Below are 25,656 nucleotides of genomic sequence, written 5' to 3'. Positions count from 1 at the left end.
CCCTGCCGCCGGAAAACTGCGGCAGCCACAGGATCATTGAGCCCGATGCCACGTCAGAAAATCTCCCCCCTGCTGCGCAGCGCCCGCCGCGGCGATCTCGCCAGCCTGCGCCAGCTGCTCGCCGCCGGCAACAACCCCGATCAGTACGACAACAACGGCAACACGCCGCTCACCCTGGCCTGCGAGCAGGGTCACCGGGAAATGGCGGCCTTGCTGCTGCAACACGGCGCCAGCCCGGACTACGCTGCGTCGGAATGGAAAGTGCCGCTGGCCATCGCCACCTTCCAGGGCAACAGCGAGCTGTGCGACCTGTTGCTGGCGCACGGCGCCGATATCGACCGGGAAAGCGCGGGCAAGACGCCGCTCGCTACCGCCATCTGGAACGATCACCCGGCATTGGCCGCCCACCTGATCGCGCTTGGCGCCAACGTCGACCGCCCCGACGACCACGAGTCGGCCCCCGTGGTTCTGGTAGCCAGTGCCGAATTCCCCGAATTGCTGGCGGATATCCTGAAGCACAGCCGCAAGTTGCCGACCGACCCGCTATTCACCCAGGCCATGAGCGAAGCCGCCGCTGCCGGACAACGCGAGAACGTGGCGATCCTGCTCGATCACGGCTGCCGGCCGGACTTCGCAACGCCGCCGACGCCGCACTACATCAGCTTTCCGTTGCGCGAGGCGGCGCGCGTCGGTGACAGCGCCATCGTCAGTCTCCTGCTCGCCAGCGGGGCACGCGTCGACGAAAGGTCGGACGCCGGCAATGCACTGACCGCCGCCGCCGAGCACGGGCATGACGCGGTCGTCGCCATGCTGCTCGCCCGGCAGGCCGATGTTCAGCAGCGGGACTGCCAGCGACGCGACGCCCTGGCCTGGGCGCTGGTCAAGGAACGGCCAGACATCGCCGGACAATTGCTGCGCGCCGGCGCCCAGCCCGGGCCACGACAACTGGACGCCTGCTTCCTGCTGATCGCCCGCAGCGACGACGTGGCACTGGTCCGCCGCCTGCTGGATGCCGGGGCCAACCCGCAGGTACAACTCGGCAAGAACGGCATCCCGCACCAACTGGGCGCCAGTTTCGAAGAGGGTTTCTCCCGTCTCTTTGCCGCGCTCGACGACGACGAGGACGACAGCGACGAAGGCAGCACGGCCTTGCTGCTGGCCGCCGAGGCAGGGCAAGCGGCGATGGTCGACTTCCTGCTGGAAAGCGGCCTGGCCGTCGATGCCCGCAACCGGCGCGGCGATAGCGCCCTGCTCAAGGCCTGTTTCAACGAATCCACCGATGCCGCCCAGCGCCTGCTGGCGGCCGGGGCCGATCCCCGGGCGGGCAACAGCTCTGGCTGGCAGTGCATGCACTCCGCCGCCCGCAGCGGCAATCCGGAGATGGTCAGCTTGCTGGCCGCGCACGGAGCCGATGTCAATTGCCAGGACGACGATGGCTGGTCGCCACTGATCGAAGCCCTGCGCGAAAACCAGCCGGCAACGGCGCGCTGCCTGCTCGCGCTGGGCGCCGTCGTGCGCCCCTGCAGCGACGGCTACACGCCGCTGATGGCGGCCGCCCGCGGCGAATGCCTGGAAATGCTCGACGAACTGCTGGCGCACGGCGAGGACGTCAACGCCCGCTGGGAAGAAAACGACCGTGACGCGCTCATGCTGGTCGCCGCCAACGGGCAAACAGCCAGCGCGCAGCGCCTGCTCGAACTGGGCGCCGACGTCCACGCTCGCGACGGCGACGGCAAAAGCGCCCTGGATCTAGCCCGCGACGCCGGCCACGACGAAGTCGTCGCGCTGCTCGCCGCGGCCGGCGCCGACCCCGGAGAAGACGCCAGGCCGGCACTCGACGCCGCTTACTACCGGCGCCTGATCGAGCAACTGCAACGCTGCCTGCCGCAACTCGACGCCAGCGCCCTGCCCGCGCCGCCGGCGCCCGAGCGCGATGTCTTCGACTGGCTCCAGGCCGCCCTGGCCGCCCAGGACCTGATCGCCTACTTGGAGTGGAAGGAATACTGGGGCGACCTGCCGGAACTGCCGACGCTTGACGACATCGACCTTGCCGGCTATTCGCCGCAACCCCTGCTCGACCTGCTGGAAACGCACGGCTATCCCGACTGGCCGAACGAGATTCCCTATTTCGAGTACCAGAACCACCACCTCCAGCCCCACGGCCTGCGCCTGTTGAGCTTCGCCTACGAGAACATCCACCTCATCTGCGTGCGCGACGACGCGAACGACATCGAACAACTCGAGCGCCTTCTCGCCGCCGCCGGCATCCCGCTGATCGTCCATGGCGCAATGGATCTCGGAGAATGCCGGCAGTTTCTCCAGCAATTTCGCAACGATTCGTAAGCCACCGCACGATGATCCCGCACCTCCCCAGCCTCGCCCGCCTGATCCTGCCCTGCCTGCTGCTCGGCGCGACGCTCGCCAATGCCGAGTGCGTCCCGAGCCCCGATGCGCCGCCCCCAACACGACGGCACGACCACGACAAAACGCACTTACCCATTCAGTTGCTGAGCCTTGGTCTAGCAATCACTACTAATAGACTAACAAATTAGTAGACGTTGCAAGGCATGAGCACCATACTAATCTCTACTAATTTACTGATAACTTAGTAGACGCATGAGAAAGCCCGCCACCGCCCCCGACTTCGCCCAGCTCATACTAGGCCTCAGCCCCGACGCCTATCCCTGGGTCACGGCCAACATCAATCCGCTGATCGGCGGTCGCTACCTGCACTGGGACGAATTACGTTACCGGCCAGCGCCGGACAAGGTCAGCAAGGAAGCCTGGTGGGCGTCCATCCAGCTCGGTCGGGCCGCCCTGCTGCAGGAGTTGCCGCTGTTCGACAAGGCCGGCAGAGCTTTCCGCTTCGCCACCCCGGCGCCGGTCCTCATCGCCCTGCATCACATCGACCGCGACGCCGCCGGCCAGATCCACTCGCCGGCCGGCGCGCCGATCCGCGAGGAACCCCAGCGCTACCTGATCAACTCGCTGATTGAGGAGGCCATCACCTCCAGCCAGCTTGAAGGCGCCTCGACCACCCGTCAGGTCGCCGCCGCCATGCTCAAGAGCGGCCGCCGGCCGCGCGACCACAGCGAGAAGATGATCTTCAACAACTACCGCGCCATGGAACACCTGCGCGAGATCAAGAACGATGCGCTGACGCCCGCCCTCATCCTGGACCTGCATCGCATCCTCAGCGAAGACACCCTGGACGACCCCGCCGACGCCGGACGCCTGCGTCAGACCGACGACATCCGCGTGGTCGACCCGCGTGACGGCACCATCCTCCACGAACCGCCCGCCCACGCAGAACTGCCGCAACGCCTGCAACGGCTGTGCGACTTCGCCAACGCCGACGAAAACGCCTCGCCCTTCGTCCATCCCGTACTGCGCGCCGTCCTGCTCCACTTCATGATCGGCTACGACCACCCCTTCGTCGACGGCAACGGCCGCACCGCTCGCGCCCTCTTCTACTGGTCGATCGCCCGCAGCGGCTATTGGTTGATGGAATACACCTCGATCAGCCACATCATCCGCCACGCCCCCGCCAAATACCTGCGCGCCTACCTGCACAGCGAATCGGACAACAACGACAGCACCTATTTCCTGCTCCACCAGCTCACCACCATCCGCCAGGCCATCGCCACGCTGCACGAATACCTGGACCGCAAGAGCCGCGAACAAAAGGAAACCGAAAAACTGCTTTCAGCCTCGGTCAGCCTGCGCAGCCGCTTCAACCACCGGCAGACCGCCCTGCTCAACCACGCCCTGCGCAACAGCGGCACCGAATACCGCGTCGACGCCCACCAGCGTTCGCACAGCGTCGTTTACCAGACCGCCCGCAGCGACCTGCTCAGCCTCCACGAACTGGGGCTGCTGATCAAGACGAAACAGGGGAATGCTTACGTTTTCTATGCGCCGGAGAATCTGCGCGAACTGTTGGCGGAGCTGGCGAATACGTAGGCGCCGCTTCGCTCAGTAGGTCCAATCCTCGTGCCGGACCGGCAAGCGGTTCAATTCATCGCGCACCTGCCGCCAATGCGGCAGGAAGCCCTCCATCAGGCTGGCAAAGCGGGCGTTATGGGTCGGTTCGAGCAAGTGCGTCAGCTCATGCACGACGATGTATTCCAGGCATTCCGGCGGCTTTTTGGCCAGGTCGGTGTTCAGGCGGAGATGGCCGGAAGCCGGATTGCAACTACCCCAGCGGGTACGCATGCGCTGCACGAAAATCTTTTCGGCCCGCACACCGATCAGCGGCTGCCATTTTTCCAGCAGCACCGGCACCGCCTGCCTGACCTGATCGCGATACCAGGCATCGAGGATTTCTTGGCGCCGCGCCGCCTCGCACCCCGGCCGCACCTGCAGCAGCAGGCTGCTGTGGCCAAGCTCGACGGCCGGCGCCGTCTCCTTCTTGACGACCTTCAGCAGGTAACGCTTGCCCCAGACGTAATGGCTTTCCCGCGTTCCGGTTTGCCGATGCCGGTCATTTTTTGCGCCCTCAGTTCTTGTCGGCGACAACTTCACCAAACGACAGATCGTTCTGCGGGCTGCGTGGCGGCCAGTTACCCGCTGCCTTGCGCTCCTCGAACCAGCGGTGCATGGCCGCATCCTCAACCGCATATTCGCCCCGCGCCGATTTCCAGACCAAGGCCGGCATCCGCTCACGCAGCGATTCCAGGGCCTTCTGCGCCTTTGCCGAACTCACCGTTTCTCCGGTCTGCGCCCGATAGAACTTCAGTGCCTCGGCGTCGTAGGGACGAAAGCGCGGCCCCTGTTCCAGCATGCGCCAGAGTACCGCCTGCTCCAGCGGCCGGAGCCCGAGAAAATCCGATTCCATCTGAAGCTGATCATCTCGCTGGCGCTGCAAGGCGGCTTCCAGCATGGCCAGTTCAAAACGTCCCTCATATTGGGAAAGAGGACTCAAGGCTTGCCCCAGCGCTTCCATGAAAAATTGCGGGCGATTGCCGAAACCCTCGAAGGCACGGTACAGCGCCCCTCGATCCACCGGTCGCAAGTCCGGCCGCTGAGTCTCGATCCGCTCGGCAATGAAGTCGATGAAGGCTTGATCGAGCAGGGGCATGCGCTGTATCTGCGAACCGTAGAACGGGGCCCCGTTGGAATTGACCAGCCGCAACAATTTGTCCCGGTCCGAACCCGACATCACCAGCATGAGGTTCACCGCCGCTGGTGCATTCAATTGGTCGCGTGCCGATTTCAGGGCCGTCATCGCGTTCTCGCCGGCCTCGCTGGTCAGTGCATGCTGGGCTTCATCAATGACCAGCGCCACCGGCTTTTCTGCGGTTTCGTGCAAGGCACGCAAGGCGTCCACCAGAGTCAGGCCATCGATCTTGCCGATGCGGCTGGTGTCGACCTGCAACCAGCCCGCCAGACTCAGCTTTTCCAGCCCCGCTTCCTTGGCCAGCCGGGCCACCCTGCCCAGATGCGGCTGCAGGGCGCGCCCGATCGCCTCGGCGATCAATGCCCCCGGATCCCGGGCCAGATCGGCCCACAAATCGACATAGACGGGCACGATGCCTGCCCGCTCCAAGGCCGGCAACAGGTCTCCGCGCAGAAAAGTGGTCTTGCCGGTACGCCGCGGTGCCGCCAGAAAAAGCCCATTGTGCGCATCGCTGAAAGCCGCCTTGCCTTGCAGTGTGCTGACCAGTTCATCCGCCAGGCCAGTGCGCAGGAAGGAGACCAGGCTCATGATTATCCTCTTTTATCTTCGTAAAGATAATTTATCCATTTGAAGATAATAGACGATAAAATTCTGTTGGCAAATCAAATGTCAATCCGCGCATTCAGCGCATTCGTCTCGATGAACGCGCGGCGCGGCTCAACCAGTTCACCCATCAGCGTGGTGAAGATCTCGTCGGCGGCAATCGCGTCGTCGATCTGCACGCGCAGCAGGCGGCGGACCTTGGGGTCCATCGTGGTTTCCCAGAGTTGTTCCGGGTTCATTTCGCCGAGGCCTTTGTAGCGCTGCTTGGCGATGCCGCGTTCGACTTCATTGAGCAGCCACTTCATGGCGTCGCCGAAGTTGCTGGCGACCTGCTTTTTCTCGCCGCGGGCCATGACGCCGCCGTTGCCGAAGAGGTCGGCAAGGGTTTCGGCGGTGCGCTTGAGTTGCAGGAAGTCACCGGAGAGCAACAGGTCTTCATCGATCAGGCCGACCTTGAGGTTGCCGTGGTGCATGCGCTCGACGCGCAGGATCCAGCGTTCCTGGATGTCGTCGAATTTGGGCACCATGCGGGTGCCGGCGGGGATGCGGGCGGCGATCAGTTCGGCGCTGCTGCGGGCCTTTTCCTCGCTGGAGAGGTCGACGGCGATGTTGTGGCGGACGATGGCCTGCAGGACTTCCGGATTCACGAGGTGAGCGAGGCGTTCGATGATCGCTTCGGTAGCCAGCCAGGAACGGGCGAGACCTTCCAGCGCCGGGCCGCTGATCGGCGTGCCGGCGGTCGGCGAGAGAACGGCTTCGTCGAGCGCCATGTTGAGCAGAAACTGGTTGTATTCGAGGTCGTCCTTCAGGTAGCGCTCGGTCTTGCCGTGCTTGACCTTGTACAGCGGCGGCTGGGCGATATAGACGTAGCCGCGCTCGATCAGTTCGGGCATCTGGCGGTAGAGCAGCGTCAGCAACAGGGTACGGATGTGCGCGCCGTCAACGTCCGCGTCGGTCATGATGATGACGCGGTGGTATCTGAGTTTCTCGACGTTGAAGTCGTCCTTGCCGATGCCGGTGCCGAGCGCGGTGATCAGGGTGACGATCTGCTCGGACGAAATCAGCTTGTCGAAGCGGGCCTTCTCGACGTTGAGCACCTTGCCGCGCAGCGGCAGGATCGCCTGGAACTTGCGGTCGCGGCCCTGTTTGGCGGAGCCACCGGCGGAATCACCCTCGACGATGTAGATTTCGCACTGTGCCGGGTCTTTTTCCTGGCAGTCGGCAAGCTTGCCGGGCAGACCGATGCCGTCGAGCACGCCCTTGCGCCGCGTCATTTCGCGGGCGCGGCGGGCGGCTTCGCGGGCACGCGAGGCTTCGACGATCTTGCCGCAGATGGTTTTGGCGTCGATCGGGTTTTCGAGCAGGAAGTCGGCCAGCTTCTGGGCAACGACTTCCTCAACGGCCGGACGCGCCTCACTGGAGACCAGCTTCATCTTCGTCTGCGAGGCGAACTTGGGATCGGGCATCTTCACCGACAGTACGCAGGCCAGGCCTTCGCGCATGTCGTCGCCGGCAATCTCGACCTTGGCCTTCTTGGCGATCTCGTTTTCGTCGATGTACTTGTTGATGACCCGGGTCATCGCGGCGCGCAGGCCGGTCAGGTGGGTGCCACCGTCGGACTGCGGGATGTTGTTGGTGAAGCAGAGCACCTGTTCCTGGTAGGAGTCGTTCCACTGCATCGCGACTTCGACGCCGATCGTGACGCCGTCACCGCCAACCTTGGCTTCGCCGGTCGAATAGAAGATCTTCGGGTGCAGCACGCTCTTGCTGCGATTGACGTACTCGACGAAGCTCTGCACGCCGCCGGCAAAGGCGAACAGCTCTTCCTTGCCGGAACGCTGGTCGACCAGCTTGATGCTGACGCCGTTGTTGAGGAAGGACAGTTCGCGCAGGCGCTTGGCGAGGATTTCGTAGTGGAATTCGACGTGGCCGAAGATTTCTTCGTCGGCCAGGAAGTGCACTTCGGTGCCGCGCTTTTCGGTATCGCCGAGGACTTTCAGCGGCGAAACCTCGAAGCCGTCGCGGGTTTCGATACAGCGGTCGACCGGCACGCCACGGCAGAATTCCATGAAGTGCTTCTTGCCGTCGCGACGGATGGTCAGGCGCAGGAACTTCGACAGCGCATTGACGCAGGAAACGCCGACGCCGTGCAGGCCGCCCGAGACCTTGTAGGAGTTCTGGTTGAACTTGCCGCCGGCGTGCAGTTCGGTCAGCGCGATTTCGGCAGCCGAGCGCTTGGGCTCATGCTTGTCGTCCATCTTGACGCCGGTCGGAATGCCGCGCCCGTTGTCGATGACCGAAATCGAGTTGTCGGTGTGAATGGTGACGATGATGTCGTCGCAATGCCCGGCCAGGGCTTCGTCGATCGAGTTGTCGACGACTTCGAAGACCAGGTGGTGCAGGCCGGTGCCGTCGGAGGTATCACCGATGTACATGCCCGGGCGCTTGCGCACGGCCTCCAGGCCTTCGAGGATCTGGATGCTGGCTTCGCCGTAGGCCGGCTGGCCGCCTTGCGGGACGTTCTCTTCACTCATTGTTCTGGGTTCCACATGAAACGATGCCGGCCCGCCGGAGGGGCAGGCCGGTTAAAACGAAAAGGACTGATGCGTCAGATGCGCATCGGCATGACCACGTACTTGAAGCGGTCGTTGCCGGGGACGCTGATCAGGGCGCTGGAGTTGGCGTCGTTGAAGCTCCACTGGATTTCTTCGGCGTGCACGTTGTTCAGCACGTCGAGCAGATAACCCACGTTGAAGCCGACGTCGATGGCATCACCGGCGTACTGTACCTCGATTTCTTCCTGGGCTTCTTCCTGTTCGGCATTGGCGGCGATCAGGCGCAGGCTGTTTTCGCCAAGAACGACGCGCACGCCGCGGAATTTTTCGTTGGTCAGGATGGCGGCACGCTGCATCGCCTGCACCAGAAGCTGGCGCGACACGCTCATGTGATTGCGCAGGCTGGGCGGGATCACCCGTTCGTAATCCGGGAACTTGCCGTCGATCAGCTTGGAGACGAGGACGATGTTGCCGAAGGAGAAACGGACCTGGCTGGGCGCCAGCGAGATGTTCAGCGCGTCGTCGGTATCGACCAGCAGGCGGTTCAGTTCGAGCACCGTCTTGCGCGGCAGGATCATTTCCTGGCGCGGCAGTTCGGTTTCCAGCTCGACGCTGGCGAAGGCCAGACGGTGACCGTCGGTGGCGACGGCACGCAACTCGCGACCATCGACCTGCAGCAGCAGACCGTTCAGGTAGTAGCGCACGTCCTGCGCCGCCATCGCGTACTGGGTCTTCGCCAGCAACTGACGGAAGGCCTTCTGCGACAGTGAGAAATGCCGGGTTTCGCCTTCGCTCAGCGTCATCCGCGGGAAGTCGTCGGCCGGTAGGGTCTGCAGGTTGAAGCGGCTCTTGCCGCCCTTGACCTGCAGGCGCTTGTCTTCGAGGTTGACGGTGATCTCGGTGCTGTCCGGCAGCGAACGCAGGATGTCCTGCAACTTGCGGGCACCGACGGTCACCGCACCATCGCCGTCGCCGCCTTCGCAAACGGCGGTGGTGGTGATCTGGATTTCGATATCCGTAGCCAGCAGGGTCAGCTGATTGCCTTTCTTTTCCAGCAGGACGTTGGAAAGGATGGGCAGCGTGTGACGACGTTCGACGATACCGGAGACCGACTGCAACGGGGCCAGAAGCGTGTCTCTTTGGCTTTTTATAAGAACCATAAATTAAATTCCTTAGTTAACAATATCAGGAACAGTTCTGTGGATAACATCAAAACATCGTTATTATTCAAATACCTGAAATGAAATTTCGGGTCTTGGAAAGCTTCTGGATTGGCTGTGGATGAATTCCGGATAATTTTCCCACAAAGCGCAAAAGTCGGCTTCATCCCCAGTTCGCCGACAGCTTGCCCACAGGCTTGTGTACAGCCTCATCCCTTGAGCACCTGCAGCAGTACGTGAAGATCGTGGTTCAGTTCGTTGTCCTTGGCGCGCAGGCTGTCGATCGTCTTCACCGCGTGGATGACCGTGGTGTGATCGCGCCCGCCGAAAGCATCGCCGATTTCCGGGAAGCTGTGGCTGGTGACTTCGCGGCACAGCCACATCGCCACCTGGCGCGGCCGGGCGATCGCCCGCGTGCGCTTCTTGGAAAAGAATTCGGCGACCTTGATCTTGTAATAGTCGGAAACGGTCTTCTGGATGTAATCGATACCGACGTTGCGTACCGAACCGATGACGTCCTTCAACGCTTCCTTGGCCAGATCGAGGGCAATGGCGCGACCGTGGAAGGAGGAGTAGGCGAGCACCTTCTTCAAGGCGCCTTCCAGTTCGCGCACGTTGGAACGCAGATGCTTGGCGATGAAGAAGGGAACCTCATCGTCGAGCTGGATGCCTTCCGCTTCTGCCTTCTTCTTCAGGATGGCGACCCGCATTTCCAGTTCCGGCGGCTCGATCTGCACCGTCAGACCCCAGTCGAAGCGGGTCACCAGCCGGTCGTCGAGACCATTGATGTCCTTCGGATAGGTATCGCAGGTGATGATGATCTGCTTCCTGGCTTCGATCAGCGCGTTGAACAGGAAGAAGAACTCTTCCTGCGAACGGTTCTTGCCGTTGAAGAACTGCACGTCGTCGAGCAGCAGCACGTCGAGCGAACGGTAGGTGCGCTTGAAGGTGTCGAAAGACTTCTGCTGGTAGGCGCGGACGACGTCGGAGTAATAGTCTTCCGCATGCACGTAGCGGACGATCTTCTCCGGATTGTCGCGGACGATGTGGTTGCCGATGGCGTGGATCAGGTGGGTCTTGCCGAGACCGGCGCCGCCGTAGATGAACAACGGGTTGTAGGCGCCGCCGGGATTGTTGGCAACCTGCACGGCGGCGGCCCGGGCCAGATCGTTGGCGCGGCCGACCACCAGGTTGTCGAAGGTGAAATTGGAAAACAGGCGCGACTTTTCGTAGACCGAAGCCACCTTATTGCGCGCCGCGGGTGGCGCTGCTTCGGGCGCGGCAACGGAAGATGCCGCTGGCGCGCCACTGGCAGAAGGGCTGGCGCTCGGGGCGCGGCTGGCCGCCGGTTTGCCGCTGCCGATTACCAGCGAGATGTTGACCGGTGCCGAAAAGAAGGTGGCGCCGTAGTCCTCGATGCGTGACAGATAGCGGTCGCGCACCCATTTCAGGATGAAGCCGTTCGGCGCGATCAGGCGCAATCCGTCTTCCAGTGCCGTGCTCTCACCTTCCAGGCGCAATGGCTTGATCCAGGTATTGAACTGCTGCGCTGGCAGTTCCTGTTCGAAGCGCTGCAAACAGGATTCCCAGAAACCAGTCATTGAAGGAAAAACTCCATGCCCCACTGCCGCCGTCATGGCGGTCAGTTTTATTAATTCTATGATTGGAAATCGGATTTCCAATGAAATCGGCGGCTGGTCGGCCGCCGAACGAGGGCTAATTCTACTCCCCCGGCCACAGGTTATCCACAGCGTCAGCAAATAATTCAAGTTGACAGCAGTGGTCCAAACAAGGTGTAATCACGCGTTTTTCTCCGCTCACTCAAGGAATTACGACATGAAACGCACGTATCAACCGTCGGTCGTGCGCCGCAAGCGCACCCATGGCTTCCTGGTCCGTTCGCGCACCAAGGGCGGCCGTGCCGTCCTCGCTGCCCGCCGTGCCAAGGGCCGCAAGCGTCTGGCCGTTTAATACCGGACTATCGGCGAGGTGGCTGCAAGCTTCGCCAGACGCTATCGCCTGACCAAAACGGATGAATATTCATCCGTTTTTGGTTTCCGGAAGGCCATTCGCGGCAACTGGCTGATGCTGCATTACCTGCCGCGCCCGGAAGGCGATATCGATGCCCGGCTCGGTCTGGTCATCGGCAAGAAACTGCTCAAGCGGGCGGTCGACCGCAACCGGGTGAAACGCATCGTGCGCGAACAGTTTCGCCTGCGGCGGTCAGCACTGCCGGTCTGCGACCTGATCGTCAGGCTGGCGACCAAGCCATTACCACTCGACGGCAAGGCCATCGCCGCCGACATCAATGTGCTTTTCGACCGCTTGTGCCGGCCGCGTGCCAAAAAGGAAAGTGCATGAAGCTGGTCCTCATCGCCCTGGTTCGCTTCTACCAGTACGCCATCAGTCCGCTGTTCGGACGGCGTTGCCGCTACTTTCCCACCTGTTCCGAATATACGGTCGATGCGATCCGCAAGTACGGCGCCGTCAAGGGCGGCTGGCTCGGCATCAAACGTATTTTCCGTTGTCACCCCTGGCATCCGGGCGGGTATGATCCCGTACCCTGAATCCCCAACAAATCACGTAGGCAGCCCATGGATACTCGACGCCTGATACTGGTCATGATCTTCGCCTTCTCCAGCTTCATGCTGTGGGAAAACTGGCAGCAGTACAAGCAGCCGAAACCCGCCACCACCGCACCGGCAGCAAGCGCTCCGGCGACCGGCGGCAGCGCTGCGCCGACGCCCTCGGTCAACCTGCAGGCGAGCGCTGCGGCGGTGGCTACCGCACCGGCGGCAGCAGCGCTCAACCCCGCCGAAACCTTCATCATCGAAACCGACCTGATCAAGGCAACCGTTTCGACCCAGGGCGGCGATCTGCTCGGTCTGGAACTGACCAAGTACAAGGAAAGCGACAACAAGGAAAGCAATTTCCACCTATTCGACGCCAAGCATCAGTACGCCGCCCAGAGCGGGCTGATCGGCGACGGCCTGCCCAACCACCGTAGCCAGTTCCGGCGGGTCGATGGTCCGCTGCAGCTGGCCGAGGGCAGCAACGAACTGAAGGTTCGCCTCGAAGCCGAAGCCCAGCAAGGCGTCCGCGTCGCAAAGATCCTGACCTTCAAGCGCGCTTCCTATCAGATCGACGTCGCCTGGGAAATCACCAACGGTTCCGACAAGCCGCTGGCTCCGCACGCCTATTTTCAGCTCCAGCGCGACGATGTCGATCCCGCTGGCGGCAATCGCATGATGCAGACCTTCACCGGTCCCGCCGTCTACACCGATGCCGACAAGTACCAGAAGGTGAAGTTCGGCGATATCTCCGACAACACGGCCAAGTTTGCCAAAACCGCCGACAACGGCTGGCTGGCAATGGTCCAGCATTACTTCGTCGCCGCCTGGGTGCCGGCCCAGGGTGCGCAACGCGAGTACTACATGCGCAAGATCGATGGCAGCAACCTCTACCAGACCGGCATCATCCTGCCGGTCAGCGCGATCGGCCCGGGCACCAGCACCGTGGTCAACACCACGCTATTTGCCGGCCCGCAGGAACAGGCGGCGCTCAAGGCCGTCGCCCCGGGGCTGGATCTGGTCGTCGATTACGGCTGGCTGACGGTGATCGCCGCGCCGATCTTCTGGGCACTGCAATTCATCCATGGCCTGGTCGGTAACTGGGGCTGGGCCATCGTCCTCCTGACGGTGGCGATCAAGGCTGCCTTCTTCCCGCTGTCGGCCGCGTCGTACAAGTCGATGGCCAAGATGCGCGTGGTCACGCCGCGCCTGATGCAGCTGAAGGAACGCTACGGCGACGACAAGGCGCGCCTGAACCAGGAAATGATGAAGCTTTACCAGTCGGAGAAGATCAATCCGCTCGGCGGCTGCTTGCCGATCCTGGTCCAGATTCCGGTCTTCATCGCCCTCTACTGGGTACTGCTCGGTGCCGTCGAGATGCGCGACGCGCCGTGGATCGGCTGGATCACCGACCTCGCGTCGGCCGACCCCTATTACATCCTGCCGGTGATCATGATCGTCTCGATGATCATCCAGATGAAACTCAACCCGACGCCGCCGGACCCCATCCAGGCCAAGGTGATGATGGCCATGCCCTTCATCTTCGGCATCATGTTCCTCTGGTTCCCGGCCGGTCTGGTCCTCTACTGGGTGGTCAACAACATCCTGTCGATTGCCCAGCAGTGGCAGATCACGCGCATGATGGAAGCCGGCGGCAAGGCGGCCAACGACGCGAAAGCCTGAGGTGTGAAACAGGACACCATCGCCGCCATCGCCACGGCCCCCGGCCGTGGCGGAGTGGGCGTCATCCGCATTTCGGGCAGCAACTTGCTGCCCTTTGCTTTTGCGCTGAGCGGCAAGACGCCGAAGGCGCGCTACGCGACCCTGGCCAATTTCCGGGCAGCCGATGGCGCAACCCTCGACAGCGGCCTGCTGCTCTACTTCCCTGCCCCGCATTCCTTCACCGGTGAGGATGTTCTGGAACTGCAGGGCCATGGCGGCCCGGTCGTCATGCAGATGCTGCTCGGCCGTTGCCTCGACCTCGGCGCGCGGCTCGCCGAACCGGGCGAATTCAGCCGCCGTGCCTTCCTCAACGGCAAGATCGACCTCGCCCAGGCCGAAGCCGTCGCCGACCTGATCGACGCCGCCACGGCGAGCGCCGCGCGTTCCGCGGTGCGTTCGCTGCAGGGCGAATTCTCGCGGGCGATCGGCCAATTGAACGCCGAACTGATCAATCTGCGCATGCTGGTCGAAGCGACGCTCGATTTTCCGGAAGAGGAAATCGATTTCCTCAAGGCCGCCGATGCTTTCGGTCGCCTCCATCGCCTGCAGGGCAAGCTGGCGGAAATCTTCGACCGTGCCGGTCAGGGCAAGCTACTGCAGAGCGGCCTGCACGTCGTCCTGGTCGGTCAGCCGAACGTCGGCAAGTCTTCGCTGCTCAACCGCCTGGCCGGCGACGAACTGGCCATCGTCACGCCTATAGCCGGCACCACGCGCGACGCGCTGCGTTCGACCATCCAGATCGAAGGCATCCCGCTGCACATCATCGATACCGCCGGCCTGCGCGATACCGAAGACGAAGTGGAGAAAATCGGCATCGCCCGCACCTGGCAGGAGATCGAGCGCGCCGACGTGGTGCTGCTGCTGGTCGACGCCCGCGCCGGCATCGCCGATGCCGACCGCGCCATCCTGGCCGGCATGCCGGAACGCCTGCAGCGAATCACCGTGCACAACAAGATCGACCTGCTGGCGCAAGCCCCGGAACGCCATCCGGAGAGCGACGGCGTCGCCATCTCCTTATCGGCCAAGGCCAATCTCGGCATCGACCTGTTGCGCCAGGAGCTGCTGCGCATCGCCGGCTGGCACCAGACGGAGGATGTCTTCATCGCCCGCGAACGCCATCTGCGGGCGCTCGCCAGCGCCCAAGATCACGTTGCCGCGGCTCGTGCCATCGTCGAAGGCAGTTTTCCGGCACTCGAGCTGTTTGCCGAAGAGCTGCGCCTGGCACAGCAGGCATTGGGCGAAATCACCGGCGAATTCAGCGCCGACGACCTGCTGGGCGTGATTTTCAGCCGTTTCTGCATCGGCAAGTAGGGCTGTCGATAAGACTGTGCACAAGCCCTGTGCGGGATGTGCACGACTGGCGGTATTTCCCCAAATGCCGATTCTGTCCCCATTTCATCCACAGGCTGCGCAGGTACTTGCCCGCAACTGAAAATCTGTCTCAATTGACTGATTTATTTTGGTAAACCAAAGTTATCCACAGAGTTGTCAACGCTGTAGTTAACATAGTCTTTTTATTTAAGGTATTTATTGGTAAACCAAAAGCCGAGGTCAGCGCTGCTCGCCGACGATGCGCGAGAGGCGTCTTTCGATCGCGGCGGCGCCTTCGGCATCGCCGCCACGCTGGCGCCGTTCGCGTTCCAGCGTCAGCCAGGCGAGCAAGGGACGACGCCAGCCCTGAGTACTGGCTGTATCGATGGCCAGTACAATGCCTTCCGGTGGCAGACGATTGCTCCTGAACAGCACGGCAGCGGCCAGCAGCCGTGACAAGGGGTCGGCAAGCTCCTTCAGGGCGGCAGGATTACGCCAGGCTAGCGCCTGCGCTTCCGGCAGCAGGCCGATATCGACGTTGTCCAGATGGCCGGCAAGGTAAGCGCCATAGACTTGTTCGCGGCGACCGGCATCACCGGCCAGTGCGGCAAAAGCCGGACAATCGGCAGCGCCCAGCGCCGCCATGCGCACGGCACAGGCGTGCAATTCGATGCGCGCCATGGCGCTGGCGTCACCGGTCTGGCGAACGGCGTCACGGGCCAGGGCGAGTTGGCCGTCAGCCAGCTTGTCGTGACCTTCCAACCAGAAGCGGGCGTGCGCCTCGCGCGCCGCGTCGGCCCGGAGCAGCCAGTCCGGCGGTGGGGTGTGGCTGGCGCAGGCAGCGAGCAGGGAAACGGTGAAGATCAGGAAGGCGCGTTTCATGGCAGCTCCAGCTTGCGTTCGCGGGCAAAGGGCCATTTGCGGTTGAGATCGTCGATCAGGCCGGAAACCTTGCGCAGGTTGAGATCGACTTCGCTGCGCAGGGCATCGAGGTCTTCGGTGGCGGCGCGGGTATTGCCGGTGATCGCCTTGACGTCGACCAGTGCCGCATCGACTTTCTGCAGGCTGGCGCGGGCATCGGTCAGTAGCTGCCGGCTCTGTTCCAGTGCGGCGATGACGCGACCGACATCCTTTTCGTTGCCGAGCAGCGCGCCGAGTGCGCCATGCCGGCCGTTGAGGGCGGCGGTGAACTGGCGCAGATTGTCGAGGGTCACGGAAAGCGCGGCATCTTCCGCGGTCAGCCGTTCGACGTTGGCGACCAGGCGGTGCATCGTGCTGACCAGCTCGGGAACGCCGGAAGAGGCGTCGCCGATCAGTACTTCGCGCTTCGCCCCGTCTTCCAGCGCCGGATCGTCGAGAAGGCCGCTGTAGGCGCGCAGGCGGGCGCCGCCCACCACCCCCCGTTCCAGGGTGAAGACGGAGCTGCTGCGCAGCCAGCGTGCGTCGCGGCGGGGGATATTGAGGTGAATGTGGGCCTTGCCGTCGTCGCCGAGCTCGATGCGGGTCACCCGACCGATCGGGAAGCCGGAAAAAGTCAGGTCCATGCCGACTGCGACGCCTTCCGAATTCTCGGCCACCAGCAGCAGATGCTGGTTGTCTTCGAAAACGCCGCGCGCGTTCATGACATAGACGACGAATGCCGTCACCAGAACGAGGGTGAGCAGGAGCAGGCCGATTGCCTTGGCTTCGGGATGGGCGATCGGGGAAACAGGCGGCGGTGTCGACATGAGTTCAAAATCCTCTCAACATCAGGAAGCTGGCTTCGATCAGGACCAGGACCAGCAACAGGCGGACCATGACGCGCATTTCGCGCAGACCGGGGTCGCGCTGCCGCGGGTCGAGCGCGACCGTCGTCGGGGCAATGCCGACGGCGACACCGAAGAGCGCGATCTTGGCGGCAAAGCCGATGGCCAGGACGGGATCGAAGACCTGGCCGATCAGCCGGCCATAGGCCGGCAAGGCCCAGGGACTGAAGCCATGGACGACCGGGTAGGCCACCAACAGCGTGACGAAGCCGCCGATCACGGCAAGGATGACGACGGCAGCAGCATTGCCGATGGCGTAGGGCAAGGCGGCGCGCAACACCGCATCGTGGTGACCGGCGTGAGCACACAGGCATTGCATCGCCATCGGCACTACGCGCATGGCGACGAACAAGGTGGACGCCAGCGGCAGAACCTCGACGACGAAGACGCGCAGGATGGCTTCCAGCGCCAGGTGGGTCAGGCCGTAGCTGTCGGCGGTGACGGCGACGATGCGGGTCAGTACCGCACTGATCAGCAGGCTGGCGAGCAGGTAGCCGAGCAGCGGCTGCCAGGCGGCGGCGCAGAGCACGCGGGCGGTGTGGTTGCGGGTGGCGCGGTCATGAATGCGCGGCGAGCAGGCGGCGATGAACAGCAGGGCCGCAAAGCGCAGATACCGGTATTGTCCGTGTATCCAGACGGCAGTCTGGCGCAGGAGTTTCGGCGTTGGCACGGACCCGGCCAGGATCAGGCGCGCTCGGCCTCCAGCCGTTTGCGGCGCAGGATGGCGTCGGCGATCTCACGGCTGATGGTATCGGCTTCCGGCAGCTTGTTGGGACGGAAGACGATCAGCGGAACGCCCAGGCTCTGCAGCGCGACACGCTTCACTTCTTCCGAATTGTCGGTCTCCTGGGCGCTGGTCGGCCAGGCCAGCTCGATGGCGGCGACGATCGAGAAATCCTCGTCGCAGATCACGAAATCGACGCCGCGGCCGGCCATCCGGTTCAGGCGCTGCGCTTCCTGACGGCCGCGCGCCAGCGCCAGCTGGGCAACGCCGACCTGAGCGAAGACGCGCAGGTTGGGCACGGCTTCGCACAAGCGGTGGTAGAGTTCCTGCTCGCTGTCGTTGAGCAGGCGGTATTGCTTGCGTTTCGGCGATTCGATGAAGCGGGTTTCCGGATCGGCGTTTCTTGCCGGTCGCGGTTCGAGGCGCTCGGCGGCTTCCTGGCGGGGCGACGGCAAATCGGCCGGGCTGGCGGCCTTGCCGCGACGTGCGACAATCAGCAGAAAGCCGGCAATGATGGCGGCGGCGATCAGGATGCCCAGAGTCAGAGAGTCCATGCAACGTATCCTTGGTTCGATGCCGCATTATAACGAGATGGCATCCAGCCTGATCACCTTGGGCTCAGCTCACTCCCCTTTCGCAGAATCTTCATGGAACTGATTTTTTCCCCGCTCGGCTGGCTCATCCTGGCCGCTTTTGTCGCTGGCCTGGTCGATGCCGTGGTTGGCGGCGGTGGCTTGATCCAGATTCCGGCGTTGTTTGCCGCCCAGCCCGGCGTGGCGCCAGCGACGCTGTTCGGCACCAACAAGTTTGCCAGCGTCTTCGGTACGACTAATGCCGCCTGGCGCTACGCCCGTCGCGTCGACATGCCGTGGCGCACCATCCTGCCGGCGGCGGCCGCCGCCTTCGTCTTTTCCTACGCTGGCGCGGCCGCGGTCGCCTGGCTGCCCAAGGAAGCGGTGCGGCCGCTGATCCTGGCGCTGCTGATCTTTTCTGCCGCCTACACCCTGTGGAAAAAGGATTTCGGCCAGTTGCACCGGCCGGCCCACAGCGGTCACCGCGAACTGCTCTACGCGGTCCTGCTCGGCGGCGTGATCGGTTTCTACGACGGGTTTTTCGGACCGGGAACCGGCAGTTTCCTGATTTTTCTGTTCATCCGTTTCTTTGGCTTCGATTTTCTGCACGCCTCGGCCGGCGCCAAGGTGGTCAATGTAGCTACCAACGTTGCTGCCCTCGCTTTCTTCGTGCCGGCCGGTCACCTCCTGCTCGGGCTGGCGGTCGGCATGGCGCTCGCCAACGTCGCCGGCTCGGCGACCGGGACCTGGCTGGCGCTGCGCCATGGCAGCGGCTTCATCCGCGTCGTCTTCCTGCTCGTGGTCGGCGTGCTGATTGCCCGCTTCGCGTGGGATACCGTCGTCGCCGTCAGCGGATGACGAGCTGGCCGTCCTCGCGGTGGACCGGCAGCGCGAAGTCGTAGCGGTCGACGCTGGCGCACAGTTCGAGGTCGGCCAGCGGCAGGTTCGGCCAGTTGGGATCGCCGAAGCGGCGGCCGAAATCCGATTCGCGGACGCGCCGGGCGTAGATGGCGGGTTCCGGCTGCCCGCCGTCGAGCAGGGTTTCGATGTAGTCGGCGCAGGCAATGTCCTCGTCACCGTCGCGGTCTACCCATTCGCCGGTGATGACGAAGCAGACTTCCTGGGCGGCGCTGGCGCGGATAGCCGCTGCGGTGGCCGCGGCGCACACCAGGCTGGCGGCGAACAGGCGGCTGGCGCCGTGAAAGCGCTGCAAGCCACGCACCCCGGCGGCGGTGCTCATCACTACCGGACGGCCAGCGAAGCGAGCGGCAGCGAGGCGCGACGGCGAATTACCGAAATCGAAACCGGGAATCGGATCGCCGCCGCCGACGGCACCGATCGACAGCGCGCCGGGCAGGCGTGCCGCCAGCGCGGCGGCAGCCGCCGCCCCGTCGACCGGGTGGATTGCCGCTGCGCCGTTGGCCAGGGCGACCGCCGCCGAAGTGAAGGAACGCAGCACGTCGATGACGACGACGGTATCGGCGTGCGCTGGCGGTGTTAGCAGGCGGTTCAGGTAGAGCCGGGAAAAGCGCATGGCGGTGAGCGTCGCGGGTAACCGGATGCGGCCGATTCTAGCCCGCGTAGCCGCCCTGCTCTAGTTCGGCGATCACCTGGGCGCCGAGCAGCAGCAGGATGGCGGCGACTTCGAGGCTGAAGAGAAGGACGACGGTGCTGGTCAGCGAACCGTAGACGACGCCGATGCGCGATGCCGAGGCAAAGTACCAGGCCAGCCCGTGGCGGACGATTTCCCACAGCAGGGCGCCGGCGAAGCCGCCGATGAAAGCGTGCGCCAGGCGGGTGCGACCGACCGGCACGATCAGGTAGAGCAGGCCGAGCACACAGCCGACGAGGACAATGCCGGGCAGCGGCAACAGGGTGTCGGCGACGCTGGCGAGCGAGCGGCTGTCGCCGAACAGGAACAACTCGCGGTCGCCCAGCGCCTGCAGCGCGCTGACGCCGAGGGTGAGCGGCAGCACGGTCAGTACCAGCATCAGGACCAGCAGGTAGGGCAGCACCGCTGAAACGAGGAAATGGCGCGGCCGGCGCTCGCCGCGATGGGCGAAAATCACCGCCAGCGCCTTCTCCAGCACCGAGAAGGCGGAAGCGCTGAAGAACAGGAGGGTGCCGAACATGGTCGCGCCGATCGTGCCGCGATGGTCGAGGAAGGCGCTGACGTCGGCGAGCAGCAGGCCGGCCTGGTTGGGCAGCAGCCAGTCGAGGTTGCGGCCGATGGCGTCGAGCAGGAGGCCGGGCTCGACCAGTTGCGAGAGGCCGATGATGCTGAGGATCAGTAGCGGCAGCAGCGAGAGCAGCGCGTAGTAGGCGAGTGCGCCGGCCATCAGGAAGCCCTGGTTGCGGTAGAAGGCGACGGCGACCCGGCGCAGGAAGGCGAACAGGGTGGCGCCGGGCATCGCCGGGTCAGCGCTGGAAACGCCGGCCGCGGCCGAGGCAGCCGAGGTAGCGGTTTTCGACCCGCTTGGCGAACCAGCCGGTGGTCAGTTTGCGGGTGATCTTCGGACTCTTCAGCTGGATTTCCGGCAGTAGCTGGCGCGGCAGCGTCTTGCCGGCCTCGGCTTCGGCCAGTTCGAAGATCTTGAGGAAAAGCGGGCTGCGCGAGAAGGTCTCGCTCTTTTCCTGCAGCAGGTCGCGGCGAATCTGCGGCCGGCTCATGTCGAGCCGGTCGGCGAGTTCGAGGGTCAGCGTCTCCACCTCGCTCGGCGTGGCGGATGGCTTGCCGTCATCGTAGCGCAGCAGGTCGCCGTCGAGCCCGAGCTTGCGGCCGGTCAACCCGCCCAGCGCCGCCTGGAAGGCGGCGTTGCGGCTGCTGTAGCGGCCGGCGTTGAAATCGGCGAAGCGATAGACGATGTGGTCGTAAGGCACCGCGTAATCGAGCAGGATGGCGGCGCCAAAATAAACGCCGCCGCGCCGGGTGAACACCTCGTTGCGCAGCTTGCCCTCGTAGGCATACGGGTACTTGCGCTGGCGCACGTGCTGTTCGGCGAATTCGATCGATACCTGCATCGGTCCGCCGGTACGTACCGGGTTGAAGCCGCCGAGCAGCTTTCGGCCGAAGGGCAGTTCGCCGATCATGTCCTCGAACAGCGCGTTGAGCTGGGTCTCGGTCTTCAAGGCGGCGATCCGCGCCTCGTAGGTCCGGCCGTCGGGCGAGGTCTTGCGCAGCGCCGTGTCGACCACCAGCTTCGGGATACGGTAGCGCTCCTCGCGTTCGGCCAGCTCGCGGCGAACGATGCGCGGCAGGCCGGGTACCGGCGGATCGGCCTGGAAACTCGACTCCTGGTCGATGATGGCGATCGCCGCGCAATAGGTCTGGGTGGCGTGCGGTACGCCCAGATGCTCGTAAGCGGTGTGCAGCTCTTCCGCCCAACCCTGGCGATCTTTGGCGCGGGCGGGAATCAGGCGGACGATGCGGCGCAGCCGTTCGTCGCGGTCCAGGGTTTCCGGCCAGGCCGACGCGGTCTTGCCCTTGGCCTGGTGCGCCATGTCCGGCGGCAGTGCCGGGCCTTCCTTCTCGCTGTCGAACAGCGAGCAGCCGCCGAGCGCGGCAAGCAGGACGAACGGCAGCCAGCGACGCACGATGCGCTTTAGCCGTTTACGCGGTTAAGGCTGGCGAGGAAATGTTCGGCGTCCTGGAAGCCGACCACGCGCACGCCCTTGATTTCCTGACCCGCCGGATCGAAGAAGATGATGCCGGGCGGTCCGAACAGGCCGAAGCGGGCAAGCAGCGCCTTGTCGTCGGGACTGTTGGCGGTGACGTCGGCCTTCAGCAGCAGGAAACCGCCAAGCTTCTGGCGTACCGCCGGGTCGCTGAAGGTGAATTTCTCCATTTCCTTGCACGAGACGCACCAGTCGGCGTAGAAATCGAGCATCACCGGCCGGTCGGCGCTCGCCAGGCGGGCGTCGAGCTCGGCCAGCGAGCTGACTTTCTGGAACGGCAGGGCCGGCGTTTCGGCGGCGATCGCGCTGCCGCGCAGGCCGGCCAGTGGTTGCAGCGGGTCGCGGCCGCCGGCCAGGGCGCCGATCAACAGTGCCGCGCCGGTAAGCAGCATGAGGATGCCGATGCCCTTCCAGAAGCGCTGCCAGCCGCGCGCGTGCGGCGGTAGCGGATCGAGCGCGTGCAGGTAGATGGCCGGCACGATCAGCAGCACCGCCCAGCCGAGCATGCTGGCCAGCGCCGGGATCACCGGCGACAGCAGCCACAGTGCGGTGGCCAGCAGCAGCACGCCGAAGGCCCGCCGCACGCCTTCCATCCACGGCCCGGCCTTGGGCAGCAGCGAACCGCCGGCGACGCCGACGGCGATCAACGGGGCGCCCATGCCGAGCGCCATGACGAAGAGCGCGACGCCGCCGAACAGCGCGTCGCCGGTCTGGCCGATGTAGAGCAGCGCGCCGGCGAGCGGCGCGGCGACGCAGGGACCGACGATCAGCGCCGACAGCGCGCCCATCAGGAAGACGCCGATGCCGCGCCCGCCCTGCAGGTGGCCGGTTTCTTCCGAAAGTTTGCTCTGCAGCGCGCTTGGCAACTGCAGTTCGTAGAAGCCGAACATCGAGAACGAGAGGATCACGAAGACCAGCGCGAAACCACCCAGCACCCAGACGTTCTGCAGCGCCGCCGAGAGCAGCGTGCCGGTTAGGCCGGCGGCGACGCCAGCGGCGGCGTAGGTGACCGCCATGCCCAGCACGTAGGCGAGCGACAGCGCCAATCCCCTGCCCTTCGACGCGCGGTGGCCCTGGCCGGCGATGATGCCGGAGAGGATGGGGATCATCGGAAAGACGCAAGGGGTCAGCGACAGACCAAGGCCGGCGACGAAGAAGAGCGCCAGGCTGGTCCACAAACCGGCGTTCTTCAGCGTTTCGGCGATCATGCCACTCTCGTCGCCGGTCGTTGCTGGCGCCGTATCGCCCAGCGCCGGCGCGGCCGGCGTGCTATCCGGGTCGGGCAGCTTGAGCGTTACCGTCTGCGTTTGCGGCGGGTAGCAGATGCCGGCGTCGGCGCAGCCCTGCGAGACGAGGTCAAGGGTCAGCGGCAATTCCCCGGAACTGTTGCGCTCGACCGGTACGCGAAACGCCACTGCCTTGTAGAAGACCTCGACCCGGCCGAAGTTCTCGTCCTGTTTCTCCTTGCCCGGCGGCAGCTGCAGCGGGCCGAGGCCGATCGTTTCGTCGGCGGCGCGGACGCGGAATTTGTCCTTGTACAGGTAGTAGTCGGGGGCAATTTCGTAACTGACCTCGACCGTCCGGCCATCGAGCGCCCGCGCCGTGGCCTTGAAGGCGACGGCAGGATCGAGGAATTCCTGGGCGTGGACCAGGGAAGTCAGGAAGGCGAAGAGGAGGAACAGGAGGCGCATGGTCATTGGACGGGTTTTTCCGCCAGCCAGTTCAGATAGGCCGGCAAGCCCCGCGTGATGGGCAGGGCGATGATTTCGGGAAGCTCGTAGGGATGCAGTTCGGCGATCCGTTGTTCGAGCGCCGGGTAGTTCGCCGCACTCGCCTTGATCAGCAGCGGGACTTCCGACGCCGACTCGACGGCGCCCTGCCAGCGATAGATCGACTGCACGCGCGGCAGCAGGTTGACGCAGGCGGCGAGTCCTTCCTCGACGACGGCCAGGGCGATCGCGTTGGCGACGGCGTCATCGGGGCAGTTGGTCAGGATCAGCAGGTTGTCCATCAGCGAATTCTACTTGAGCAGGCGGCGCCGGGTCAGGCGCAGGGCGATGGCGAAGGCGAGCGCGCTGGTCGCCAGCAGCACGCCGACATGCAGCGCCGGGTCGGCCGGCCACTGGCCGGCGAGCAGCGGGCGGATCAGGGCGACGCCCTGGGCCAGCGGCAGCCAGCCGCCGACGGCGGCGAGCCAGGCCGGCAACTGGTCGGTCGGGAAGAAGACGCCGGAAATCAGCGTCATCGGCGTGATGAACAGCGTGAAGTAGTACATGAAGAAATCGTAGGACGGCGCCAGCGCGTTCCAGATCAGGCCGAGCGCGGCGAAGGCCAGCCCGGTGAGGACGATGGCCGGCAGGATGAGGAGCGCCAGCGGCCCGTGGGTAAGGCCCATGACGGTGACGACGACGAGGATGGCGCAGCCGGAGAAGAAGGATTTGGTCGCCGCCCAGAACAGCTCGCCGGCGACGACGTCGGCGAGGCCGAGCGGCGTGTTGAGGATGGCGTCCCAGGTCTTCTGCACATGCATGCGCGAGAACGACGAATACAGCGCCTCGAAGGTCGCCGCGTTCATCGTCGAGGCGCAGATCGTGCCGGCGGCAAGGAAGGCGATGTAGGGCTGGCCGCCGATTTCCGGGAGCATGGCGCCCAGGCCATAGCCGAGACCGAGCATGTAGATCAGCGGATCGGCCAGGTTGCCGAGGATGGAAGGCAGTGCGAGCTTGCGCCAGACCAGGAAGTTGCGCTGCCAGACGGGGAACCAGCCGGTGACGGCGAGGGAGGATGCAGACATGGTGCGGGCCGGGAGGGCGGAATGCGCATTCTACCGCGCCGCGCGGCAAACTTTTCGCGCTTGCCGCGGTCATCGCCTATGATGCATTTTCACGCCGCGCGGGAGAAGACGATGCCATTGCCGAGCCATCCGAAGGCGGTTCTGATCGACCTGGCCGGGGTCCTGCATACCGGCGACGCTGCCCTGCCCGGCGCCGTGGCGGCGCTGGCCCGATTGCGTGGCAGCGGTCTGGCGCTGCGTTTCCTGACCAACACGACGCGCACGCCGGGGAGCGTGCTGTTCACCAAGCTGTGCCGGATGGGTTTCACGCTCGCTGCCGGCGAGATTCAGACCGCCGCGCTGGCCGCCCGCACCCTGGTTCGTGAGCGCGGCCTGCGCCCGCACTGGATGGTGCATCCGAACATCGCCGAGGAGATGGGCGCCAGCCATCCCGAGCCGGATGTCGTCGTTCTTGGCGACATGGGTGAACACTTCAGCTACGCCGGTCTCAACCATGCCTTCCGCCTGCTGATGCAGGGCGTGCCGCTGCTGGCCATGGCGCGCAACCGCTATTTCATGGAGGCGGACGCATTGGCGCTGGACATGGGCGCCTTCGTCGCCGGGCTGGAGTATTCCGCTGGCGTCCGCGCCGAGGTTGTCGGCAAGCCGGCGCCGGCCTTCTTTGCCGCGGCGCTCGCCGAGCTTGGTGTGGCCGCCGAGGCTGCCGTGCTGATCGGCGACGACCTCGCCGACGACATCGGCGGCGCGCAGGACTCCGGCATTGCCGGCATCCTGGTGCGCAGCGGCAAGTTCCGTCCGGGTGACGATGCGCATCCGGAGATCCGGCCGGCACTCACCGTGGATGATTTTGCGGCGGCGGTCGAGGTGCTGATCGGCTAGGGCGTGTTTACAGTAATCTGCGGGACGGCGTTTGCCGTGGCGGGATGGGCGCCAAGGCGCGAGGCGCTGGGAATGGTTGTTCCATTCCCGAGCCGAGCAACGCCGGCGACCGCCCGCCACGGCAAACCCGAAGGGCAAGGGGTTGGCGGGGCGCATTGCCGCGTTGC

At 64.5% G+C, this 25,656-nt stretch carries 24 protein-coding genes; 9 read left to right on the top strand and 15 right to left on the bottom strand.

Annotation, left to right across the window (positions count from 1 at the left end):
- The first annotated feature begins 45 nt into the window (after positions 1 to 45).
- Together ACE3OV_RS04745 and ACE3OV_RS04740 are read left to right on the top strand one after the other, a co-directional pair.
- Entirely contained in the window at positions 46 to 2,343 is a 2,298-nt protein-coding gene (locus ACE3OV_RS04745; RefSeq protein WP_374325539.1) for an ankyrin repeat domain-containing protein, read from the top strand.
- Positions 2,344 to 2,616: 273 nt separating this feature from the next.
- Positions 2,617 to 3,963, top strand: a complete 1,347-nt coding sequence (locus tag ACE3OV_RS04740; protein ID WP_374325537.1) for a Fic family protein — start codon at positions 2,617 to 2,619, stop codon at positions 3,961 to 3,963.
- 12 nt (positions 3,964 to 3,975) lie between these two features.
- Here ACE3OV_RS04740 and ACE3OV_RS04735 read toward each other — a convergent pair whose 3' ends face one another.
- From ACE3OV_RS04735 to dnaA, 5 genes are all read right to left on the bottom strand, one after another.
- Positions 3,976 to 4,524, bottom strand: a complete 549-nt coding sequence (locus ACE3OV_RS04735; protein ID WP_374325535.1) for a M48 family metallopeptidase — start codon at positions 4,522 to 4,524, stop codon at positions 3,976 to 3,978.
- A complete protein-coding gene (locus ACE3OV_RS04730; RefSeq protein ID WP_374325534.1) occupies positions 4,499 to 5,707 on the bottom strand; it encodes an ATP-binding protein in 1,209 nt (402 codons plus the stop codon). The genes ACE3OV_RS04735 and ACE3OV_RS04730 overlap by 26 nt, the downstream gene beginning before the upstream one ends.
- A 74-nt stretch (positions 5,708 to 5,781) precedes the next feature.
- Entirely contained in the window at positions 5,782 to 8,256 is a 2,475-nt protein-coding gene (gene gyrB / locus ACE3OV_RS04725; RefSeq protein WP_374325532.1) for a DNA topoisomerase (ATP-hydrolyzing) subunit B, read from the bottom strand.
- 74 nt (positions 8,257 to 8,330) lie between these two features.
- Entirely contained in the window at positions 8,331 to 9,437 is a 1,107-nt protein-coding gene (dnaN, locus tag ACE3OV_RS04720) for a DNA polymerase III subunit beta (protein ID WP_374325529.1), read from the bottom strand.
- Between the two features lie 209 nt (positions 9,438 to 9,646).
- The gene (gene dnaA / locus ACE3OV_RS04715) at positions 9,647 to 11,038 is read right to left on the bottom strand and encodes a chromosomal replication initiator protein DnaA (protein WP_374325527.1); all 1,392 of its coding nucleotides are present in this window, start codon (positions 11,036 to 11,038) and stop codon (positions 9,647 to 9,649) included.
- Between the two features lie 235 nt (positions 11,039 to 11,273).
- Here dnaA and rpmH point away from each other — a divergent pair, with 235 nt between their 5' ends.
- Genes rpmH through mnmE form a run of 5 tightly spaced genes read left to right on the top strand, consistent with a single transcriptional unit; the run spans position 11,274 to position 15,040 of the window.
- Positions 11,274 to 11,408, top strand: a complete 135-nt coding sequence (gene rpmH / locus ACE3OV_RS04710) for a 50S ribosomal protein L34 (RefSeq protein WP_027457001.1) — start codon at positions 11,274 to 11,276, stop codon at positions 11,406 to 11,408.
- Between the two features lie 18 nt (positions 11,409 to 11,426).
- Positions 11,427 to 11,798, top strand: a complete 372-nt coding sequence (gene rnpA, locus ACE3OV_RS04705) for a ribonuclease P protein component (RefSeq protein ID WP_374325525.1) — start codon at positions 11,427 to 11,429, stop codon at positions 11,796 to 11,798.
- Entirely contained in the window at positions 11,795 to 12,004 is a 210-nt protein-coding gene (gene yidD, locus ACE3OV_RS04700) for a membrane protein insertion efficiency factor YidD (RefSeq protein WP_374325523.1), read from the top strand. The genes rnpA and yidD overlap by 4 nt, the downstream gene beginning before the upstream one ends.
- A gap of 27 nt (positions 12,005 to 12,031) precedes the next feature.
- Positions 12,032 to 13,690, top strand: coding sequence for a membrane protein insertase YidC (gene yidC / locus ACE3OV_RS04695; protein ID WP_374325522.1), 1,659 nt, complete (start codon positions 12,032 to 12,034; stop codon positions 13,688 to 13,690).
- A 3-nt stretch (positions 13,691 to 13,693) separates the two neighbouring features.
- A complete protein-coding gene (gene mnmE / locus ACE3OV_RS04690; protein ID WP_374325520.1) occupies positions 13,694 to 15,040 on the top strand; it encodes a tRNA uridine-5-carboxymethylaminomethyl(34) synthesis GTPase MnmE in 1,347 nt (448 codons plus the stop codon).
- 240 nt (positions 15,041 to 15,280) lie between these two features.
- Here mnmE and ACE3OV_RS04685 read toward each other — a convergent pair whose 3' ends face one another.
- Genes ACE3OV_RS04685 through ACE3OV_RS04670 form a run of 4 tightly spaced genes read right to left on the bottom strand, consistent with a single transcriptional unit; the run spans position 15,281 to position 18,123 of the window.
- Complete coding sequence (locus ACE3OV_RS04685) at positions 15,281 to 15,922, bottom strand: hypothetical protein (protein ID WP_374325518.1); 642 nt, start codon at positions 15,920 to 15,922, stop codon at positions 15,281 to 15,283.
- A complete protein-coding gene (locus ACE3OV_RS04680; RefSeq protein WP_374325516.1) occupies positions 15,919 to 16,767 on the bottom strand; it encodes an MlaD family protein in 849 nt (282 codons plus the stop codon). The genes ACE3OV_RS04685 and ACE3OV_RS04680 overlap by 4 nt, the downstream gene beginning before the upstream one ends.
- A 4-nt stretch (positions 16,768 to 16,771) precedes the next feature.
- A complete protein-coding gene (locus ACE3OV_RS04675; protein WP_374325515.1) occupies positions 16,772 to 17,515 on the bottom strand; it encodes a hypothetical protein in 744 nt (247 codons plus the stop codon).
- A 14-nt stretch (positions 17,516 to 17,529) separates the two neighbouring features.
- Complete coding sequence (locus ACE3OV_RS04670; protein ID WP_374325513.1) at positions 17,530 to 18,123, bottom strand: DUF2726 domain-containing protein; 594 nt, start codon at positions 18,121 to 18,123, stop codon at positions 17,530 to 17,532.
- A gap of 93 nt (positions 18,124 to 18,216) precedes the next feature.
- Between ACE3OV_RS04670 and ACE3OV_RS04665 the strand changes: the two genes are divergently transcribed.
- The gene (locus ACE3OV_RS04665) at positions 18,217 to 18,999 is read left to right on the top strand and encodes a sulfite exporter TauE/SafE family protein (protein ID WP_374325511.1); all 783 of its coding nucleotides are present in this window, start codon (positions 18,217 to 18,219) and stop codon (positions 18,997 to 18,999) included.
- On the opposite strand, the gene ACE3OV_RS04660 is transcribed toward ACE3OV_RS04665, so the two are convergent.
- From ACE3OV_RS04660 to ACE3OV_RS04635, 6 genes are read right to left on the bottom strand one after another with little or no spacing between them, the layout of a single operon-like run.
- On the bottom strand, positions 18,989 to 19,675 hold the full coding sequence (locus tag ACE3OV_RS04660) for a 2-phosphosulfolactate phosphatase (RefSeq protein WP_374325510.1): 687 nt from the start codon (positions 19,673 to 19,675) through the stop codon (positions 18,989 to 18,991). The genes ACE3OV_RS04665 and ACE3OV_RS04660 overlap by 11 nt on opposite strands.
- A gap of 37 nt (positions 19,676 to 19,712) precedes the next feature.
- Positions 19,713 to 20,552 (bottom strand): YihY/virulence factor BrkB family protein, encoded by an 840-nt coding sequence (locus ACE3OV_RS04655; protein ID WP_374325508.1) that lies wholly within the window; start codon positions 20,550 to 20,552, stop codon positions 19,713 to 19,715.
- A 7-nt stretch (positions 20,553 to 20,559) separates the two neighbouring features.
- Entirely contained in the window at positions 20,560 to 21,735 is a 1,176-nt protein-coding gene (locus ACE3OV_RS04650; RefSeq protein ID WP_374325506.1) for a DUF1615 family protein, read from the bottom strand.
- 8 nt (positions 21,736 to 21,743) lie between these two features.
- Positions 21,744 to 23,507 (bottom strand): protein-disulfide reductase DsbD, encoded by a 1,764-nt coding sequence (gene dsbD / locus ACE3OV_RS04645; RefSeq protein ID WP_374326228.1) that lies wholly within the window; start codon positions 23,505 to 23,507, stop codon positions 21,744 to 21,746.
- A 2-nt stretch (positions 23,508 to 23,509) separates the two neighbouring features.
- Positions 23,510 to 23,827, bottom strand: coding sequence for a divalent-cation tolerance protein CutA (cutA, locus tag ACE3OV_RS04640; RefSeq protein ID WP_374325504.1), 318 nt, complete (start codon positions 23,825 to 23,827; stop codon positions 23,510 to 23,512).
- 9 nt (positions 23,828 to 23,836) lie between these two features.
- Entirely contained in the window at positions 23,837 to 24,610 is a 774-nt protein-coding gene (locus ACE3OV_RS04635) for an ABC transporter permease (RefSeq protein WP_374325502.1), read from the bottom strand.
- Between the two features lie 111 nt (positions 24,611 to 24,721).
- Between ACE3OV_RS04635 and ACE3OV_RS04630 the strand changes: the two genes are divergently transcribed.
- Positions 24,722 to 25,489 carry a TIGR01458 family HAD-type hydrolase gene (locus ACE3OV_RS04630; protein ID WP_374325499.1) on the top strand — a complete coding sequence of 256 codons (768 nt, stop codon included), beginning with the start codon at positions 24,722 to 24,724 and terminating at the stop codon, positions 25,487 to 25,489.
- Positions 25,490 to 25,656: the final 167 nt, after the last annotated feature.

It is taken from the genome of Azonexus sp., from assembly GCF_041909095.1.
In the GTDB taxonomy this organism is placed as follows: Bacteria; Pseudomonadota; Gammaproteobacteria; order Burkholderiales; family Rhodocyclaceae; genus Azonexus.
Note: the sequence above shows the minus strand (reverse complement) of the source record. Positions and strands in the feature narration are given on the sequence as shown.